This window comes from Microcystis sp. T1-4, assembly GCF_000297435.1.
Lineage (GTDB): Bacteria > Cyanobacteriota > Cyanobacteriia > Cyanobacteriales > Microcystaceae > Microcystis.
The window spans coordinates 1-6,842 of sequence record NZ_CAIP01000047.1 but is presented as its reverse complement, the minus strand read 5'-3'; the positions used below and the strand labels follow the sequence as shown (position 1 = coordinate 6,842).

Genomic DNA, 6,842 nt, shown 5'->3' with positions numbered 1-6,842 from the left:
TGAATTGGGGAGTGGGGAGTATTTTCAGTAAACAGTGAACAGTAAACAGTGAACCGATAACTGTTTACTTATAAGGATGTGAACTGATAACTGATTCAGTAAGCCCTAATTAAAAGACCTTTTTGATTGCCTCGGCCAGTTTTTGACTAATTAACTCGTTACCGTCTCCACTGAGATGAATATTATCGCGATAGAGAGAATCAGGATTAGGATTGGCCTGAAAAATGGGCAGAAAATCTAGATAAAAAATCTGCTGGTTGCTGGTGAAATCCGCTAGTCTTTGACGGGCTTTCGATTCATAATCTCGTCCCTGTTTTTGAGCTTCGCGAATGAGGGGGGTAATAGCGATAATTAAACGGGCTTGATGAGCCTGAGCAAGGGCTTGAATTTGGGCAAGAGCGGTTAAATTATTGCCCACTCGATCGCCTCCTTCTCGCACCGGTGGCAGGGGAGGATAACGCTTAAAATATCGATCGTACAATTCGATTAAAGCTAAAGCAGGCCGGCGAGCGGGATAATTAATTTCTCGTCCCACCACCGCCGAACTAGGAGCTAAAGCGAACAGATCATCGGTGTTCATTAATAACACAATCACCTGAGATTCAAAGGTGCCGAAACGTCGCAGATAGGCCAATTGATTGCGCGGTCCCCAAGAATTAGCCGAAGCATTGAGAACTTGCACCGAATCCGTCAGATTTTGGCCTAAATTTTTGGTGATTAAAGCAGCAATGGTCTCTTTTTGATCTGTCCACCAGGAGCCATTAGCGATCGAATCACCGATTAACATGATTCTCGTCGTCTCTGGAGGCCGTTGGGGTGTAATCGGATCGCTCCGCATCGAATACTGATTAACGGCGATAAAATTGGAAAAACGGCGCGTTTGTTGATTAGGAGCCAAAAGATAGCCAATTTCGGCATCAGCTTTGTAAATAAGCGGATTACCGAAGCCGAAGACAATTCTTAAAATAGCCTCAAGGAGAAGGCCAAGAACGAAAAGAACGCCTAGAATGATTAAAGACAGCCGAATGATACCAATTTCTAATAACACGGATAGATGAGAGTTAGCTAATTTATGATCCTAAAGTGTCTCATACTTTCCACATCCATCTCATGAAAAGGAGTTAAGGGCAATGTCAGACTTAAATCGTGGCATTATGAAATTTGAGGGAGCCGATAAACCGGCAGTAGTGGCGATATCGTCGATTATTGTTATCGGCAGTATTATTGCTCTGATCCTTTGGGCCATGAAAGTCGCCTACACCTAGTTAGGGTTTGCGGCAAAAAGTTTCTCGTGGGGGCAGGGTGTGGCCCCCCCAACCCCCCCGACATCGGGGGGGCAGGTGGGGTGTAGGGTTTTACCCATTTTCATCTGGTAAATTACCTAATTTTCAGGGAAAAAGTCCCTAAATTTTCCCCCCGATCCCTCCAATCGCGGGTACTTTTTGATTTCCCAAAAGTCTAAAAGTCTTACCCAACAAGGTTTAGATTTATTCAGCAACATCTAGTTAACTAGATTAATTTCGCTCACTTTTGGCATCACTCGGTTTCAGTTTCTTGCCATCACGATCTCACCTCATTGTCCCCTTGAGCCTGTAGGATAGGGTCAAGGGAAAAATTGCTAGTTCCCTCTATCGCACCTGCTAGTTACACCCGACTCGAAACAGATCATCGATGAGCAGATCAACTTCTGTTTTAACAGAACTGTTGCAGTTACTCCCCCAATGGCGATCGCAGATGTACTTCAAAGCATCCCTGACCGCGCTATCCCACGCCATGGAGGATCAGGTTTTAGCGGAAGACGATCAACCGTTAGTGATTGCCAGTTTTCAGCGTGAGCGCTTTTATCGTCAAGAGGCCCATCGCTATCGACGCATTGCCCACAAAAGCGGGCAAGTTTATGTTTTGTCGGCCCCGGAAACCGATTTTAAGCATAGTTCCAACATTTACGAGACGATCGCTTTTCAACCGGAGGACAGTTTAGCCCAAGAATGGCATCTAGTGGTTATCGGTCGCCATTATGCTAGTTGTTTGATCTGTCGGGAACGAACCCATCTGGTAGCCGAAGGGGAAAATAGGGCAGCTATGGATAATAATCGCCGTTTTGAGGGGATTTGGACGAGCGATCGCCATGTAAGTCAACAGGCGGCCCAAATTCTTTTAAATCATATTCTCGATTATCGTCCCGAACTGGCGCACAAAATTAGGCGCGCCCAAGAAGAATACCTAGTCTGTGAACTGACGGACAGGGACCATCAAGAGGAACCAGATCCCTTTGTCCAGCGATTGGTCACTTATTTGCAAGCGGGACAGTATAAACTGCTGAAAGCCAATCGTTCCTTGGCATCGAAAGAACACAAGGAAAGACTGATCAACTCGGTGACAGCGGCGATCCGTCGTTCCCTCGATCCGGAAGATATCCTCCAGGTGGCAGTGCGGAAATTGGGCGAAGGATTGGGGGTCTGTCGCTGCGTGGTCTATCGTTGTAAGGAAGCCGACATTAACGCCACCATCGAACACGAATTTTTAAACTCCGGCATTAGTTCCATCAAAGGACAAAAATGGCCCCTGAAAAATAATCCTCTTTTTCAGGAAGTGCTGGAATTGAGAGAATCCCTGAAAATCGAAGACGCTATTCACGATCCCCGTCTCCCCGGCGATTCCATTCAAAATCTCGTGCGGGAATGTTCCATCTATTCCTGGTTATTAGTGCCGATTTTTTACCAAAGTCGTCTCCTGGGAATGTTGGAACTGCATCACTGTGGACCCGATACCACCACTTGGAAAAGCGAGGATGTCGCCCTGGTGGACGCGGTGGCCACTCAAATCGGAGTCGCTCTTATTCAAGCAGAAGCCTACGCTAATTTACAGGATTTAAATGAACAATTAGCCGCCCTCGATCGCACTCGTTCTAATTTAGTCGCCATTACCGGCCACGAATTACGCACCCCCCTGTCCACCATTCAAGTCTGTCTAGAAAGTTTGGCCTCGGAACCGGATATGCCGGCGGAAATGCGCCAAATTATGCTTGATACTGCCCTGAAAGATGCGGAACGAATGCGTAAATTAATCCAAGATTTTTTAACTCTGTCCAGGTTAGAAAGTGGCCGGGTTAATTGGAATCCTGAGGCTTTATCCCTATCGGAATGTGTGGAATTAGCCATCAGTCACGTTCACTCCCGCAATCTCGACAACGAAAACCCAAAAATTATCAATCTTGTCCCCCCTAATCTGCCCTTTGTTTTAGCCGATGGCGAGTGGTTAGTGGAATTACTCTCCAAACTTCTCGATAATGCCTGTAAGTTTACCGGCCGGGAGGGAAATGTCTCGATCGAAGTCGCTTCGGGAAAACCAAAAACCCTAGAAGTGACGATTTCTGACACCGGACGGGGCATCGAACCCAATCTTTTAGAACAGGTTTTTGATCGCTTTTACCAAGAGGAAGGGGCCCTGCGACGCAGTGCCGGGGGAACCGGTTTAGGACTGGCTATCTGTCGTCAGATCGTTAATGGTTGGGGCGGCGAAATTTGGGCAGAATCGAGGGGCAAAAATAACGGCAGTCAGTTTCATTTTACTATTCCAATATTTAAAGATAAAACTAACGATAATCCCCCAAATACCGCTCCGAAAAAATCCTCCCGTCGTCCTGCTAGTAAACGTAAATAGCGGCCAGTTGCCCGTTTAGTTTTGGCTCTTTGCTCGTGATACTAAATCCAGTTATTAAAAACTGATTATGTATTCCCCCTTTTGCCTCTTGCCTCTTGCCTTTTGCCTGTCCTGATATGTAGCATATACTTAACGGATTTAGTATGACTTCCTATTCCTTTTCTTCATCAAAAAATAAATAAAAAAGCATTAAAAAAGAAGCATCAAATCCCCAAGATATATAATAAACTTAAAAGAGTAATCAATTAGTCGTTTTTAGGTGAAAAAATTATGGGACGCGCCAAGAGAGTGGTTTTAGCTTATTCCGGAGGAGTCGATACTTCCGTTTGTATTCCCTATCTCAAACAGGAATGGGGAGTGGAAGAAGTGATTACCCTAGCCGCCGATTTAGGACAGGGAGACGAGTTAGGACCAATTCAAGAAAAGGCCCTGCGCTGCGGAGCGATCGAATCCTTAGTCGTCAATGCTCAGGAAGAATTCGTCAAAGAATACGCTTTTCCCTCAATTCAAGCTAATGCTCTCTATGAAAATCGTTATCCCCTTTCTACCGCCCTGGCTCGTCCTTTAATCGCTAAATTATTAGTAGAGGCCGCCGAGAAATACGGGGCCGATGCCGTCGCTCACGGTTGCACCGGCAAAGGTAATGATCAAGTGCGTTTTGATGTGGGCATTATGGCCCTCAATCCTAGTTTAAAAGTTCTCGCTCCCGCCAGGGAATGGGGCATGAGCCGGGAAGAAACCATCGCCTACGGGGAAAAATTCGGGATCGAGTCCCCCGTGAAAAAATCCTCGCCTTTTAGTATCGATCGTAACCTGTTGGGCCGCAGTATTGAAGCCGGTCCTTTGGAAGATCCGATGACGGAACCCCCGGAAGAAATCTATCTCATGACCAAAGCGATCGCCGATACTCCCAACGAGCCGGAATACGTCGATATCGGTTTTAATCAGGGAATTCCCGTCAGTTTAAACGGAGAAAATCTCGCTCCCGTCACGCTAATTAGTCAATTAAATGACCTAGTGGGTAAACACGGTGTTGGTCGGTTAGATATGATCGAAAACCGGGTAGTGGGAATTAAATCGCGAGAAATTTACGAGGCCCCGGCTTTATTAGTTTTAATTGATGCTCACCGGGACTTAGAAAGTTTGACTTTAACTGGAGATGTTACCCAATATAAACGGGGAATTGAAGAGACCTACGGACAGTTAATTTATAAAGGATTGTGGTACAGTCCCTTAAAGGAAGCGATCGATGCTTTTATCCTCAAAACCCAAGAACAGGTAACGGGATCGGTGCGAGTCAAACTGTTTAAAGGTAACGCTAAAGTGGTCGGTCGTCAGTCAGTCAATTCCATCTATTCTCCCGATTTAGCTACCTACGGGGCCGAGGATCAATTTGATCATAAAGCTGCCGAAGGTTTCATCTATGTTTGGGGATTACCCAGCAAAGTTTGGGCTGAAAAAACTAGAGGTAAGTAATCAACAATTCTCCCCTAAGTAAGTGGTTTTTAATTCAGATCCTCCCAGCGATCAACACCCCCCTTATCAAGGGGGGAAGGGGGGATCAGCACCCCCCAAGGTAGGGTTAATTCATGAATTAACCCTACCTTAATAAGGAGGGATCAGCACCCTTATTAAGGGGGGAATCAACAAAAATTAAATTTCAACCAGACTCGATAACTGATTTAAATTTGATCACCGATTTTATCAGACTTAGGATTGTTAATAAAATTAAATATAACTAATGAAATTACTTTTTTAGAACCATGCCAGCAAAAGATATTTACCATTAAGCCGTGAAAAATGCCTTAATTAAAGACGGTTGGAGTATTTTAGCTGATCCTTATAAAATTAAATATAAAGATGTTGAATTTTTGCTGATTTAGCAGCAGAAAAACCTTTGGCTGCTGAAAGAAATGGACGTAAAATTGTTGTGGAAATCAAAAGCTTTTTAAGTCCCTCACCTATGAGAGATTTTGAAATAGCTTTAGGACAAGATATTTTATATCGAAATTTAATCAGTCTTACCGAACCAGAATATCAAATTTATCTAGCCATTAAAGACAGCATTTATGAAAATTTTTTCCAACGAGAATCAATTCAGGATATTGTGAAAATAAGTAGGTAGGCACAATTATTTGTAGGATGGGTTAGCGGTAGCGTAACCCATGCGGGCGTTGGGTTTCATGCTTCAACCCAACCTACGTTCATTTTATATTTAATTCCACCCACCTACTTAAATCAATTACTTTTGCTGGTTGTTGAGATGGAAAAGGAGAAAATTTTACAATGGATAGACTAGAAAAATATCGCAATGCCATTAAAAAAGTATTAACAGAATATCACGAATGGGTTTCTGGTTCTGCTAATTTAGATCAAGAAAGTTGTCTGGTTTTTGACGAGATACATGATCAGTATTTTTGGCTTTTTATGGGTTGGGAAGGCAAGAAAAAAATCAGGAATATTCAAGTCCATATTAGGATTAAAAATGAGAAGATTTATATTGAGGAGGATTGGACAGAGGAAGGTATCGCTACGGAATTATTAAGGGAGGGTATTTCTAAAGAAGATATAGTTTTAGCTTTTTACGATCTGGAAACTCGTAAGTTAACTGGGTTTGCTGTGAGTTAAGTTATCGGTAAATCTTGCCTGGAAATATGAGGTTGATAAAAGAAGCTTAAAGGAGCTATTCTGTTACTTTTGAACCAGTTTATCCCTATGGGTAACAAGAATTTGAGCTATAATCATAATATCTCTATAACCCCACATAAAAAAGGCTTATGGCCATTTCAATTACTTTAACCCTACCTGATGAGATTTTTAATCTAGCTCAATCCTTAGCCCATTCAATTAACCGTGATCTTAATGATATATTAGTAGAAGCGATCGCTTTTTCTATTAGTCCCAATTATCAAGGCGAAAAAATCTCATCCCTAAATTCATTATCAGATGAAGAAATTATCAAATTAACTCAATTACAAATGGCATCAGAACAGGATCAAAGATTAAGCGAGTTGCTCAATCAACAACAAGAGAGGGATTTATCAACCTTTGAAAATACGGAACTTTGGTCATTGATGCAAATTTATCAAATAAACTTGTTAAAGAAGGCACAAGGATTAAATGAAGCGGTTAAGAGAGGATTAATTTCACCCTTAGAAGCATGAATCCTAGGGAGCATC

At 43.1% G+C, this 6,842-nt stretch carries 6 protein-coding genes and 1 pseudogene; 6 read left to right on the top strand and 1 reads right to left on the bottom strand.

The genetic code is table 11. The annotated features are described in order from the left end of the window. Positions 1-109: 109 nt before the first annotated feature. On the bottom strand, positions 110-1,048 hold the full coding sequence (locus MICAI_RS02755) for an SGNH/GDSL hydrolase family protein (RefSeq protein ID WP_008197422.1): 939 nt from the start codon (positions 1,046-1,048) through the stop codon (positions 110-112). Positions 1,049-1,130: 82 nt separating this feature from the next. Here MICAI_RS02755 and MICAI_RS27510 point away from each other — a divergent pair, with 82 nt between their 5' ends. The 6 genes and pseudogenes from MICAI_RS27510 to MICAI_RS02725 all read left to right on the top strand — a co-directional run bounded on the left by MICAI_RS27510 (position 1,131) and on the right by MICAI_RS02725 (position 6,827). Then, positions 1,131-1,265 carry a hypothetical protein gene (locus MICAI_RS27510; RefSeq protein WP_008197421.1) on the top strand — a complete coding sequence of 45 codons (135 nt, stop codon included), beginning with the start codon at positions 1,131-1,133 and terminating at the stop codon, positions 1,263-1,265. A 406-nt stretch (positions 1,266-1,671) separates the two neighbouring features. Beyond that, complete coding sequence (locus tag MICAI_RS02745; RefSeq protein ID WP_008197420.1) at positions 1,672-3,663, top strand: DICT sensory domain-containing protein; 1,992 nt, start codon at positions 1,672-1,674, stop codon at positions 3,661-3,663. Positions 3,664-3,933: 270 nt separating this feature from the next. Next, positions 3,934-5,139, top strand: a complete 1,206-nt coding sequence (locus tag MICAI_RS02740; RefSeq protein ID WP_008197419.1) for an argininosuccinate synthase — start codon at positions 3,934-3,936, stop codon at positions 5,137-5,139. Between the two features lie 317 nt (positions 5,140-5,456). Further along, a pseudogene (locus MICAI_RS22965) lies at positions 5,457-5,788 on the top strand (element excision factor XisH family protein). 161 nt (positions 5,789-5,949) lie between these two features. Next, on the top strand, positions 5,950-6,291 hold the full coding sequence (locus MICAI_RS02730) for a XisI protein (protein WP_002793145.1): 342 nt from the start codon (positions 5,950-5,952) through the stop codon (positions 6,289-6,291). A gap of 149 nt (positions 6,292-6,440) precedes the next feature. Beyond that, positions 6,441-6,827, top strand: coding sequence for a hypothetical protein (locus MICAI_RS02725; RefSeq protein ID WP_008197417.1), 387 nt, complete (start codon positions 6,441-6,443; stop codon positions 6,825-6,827). The last annotated feature ends 15 nt before the right edge of the window (positions 6,828-6,842 follow it).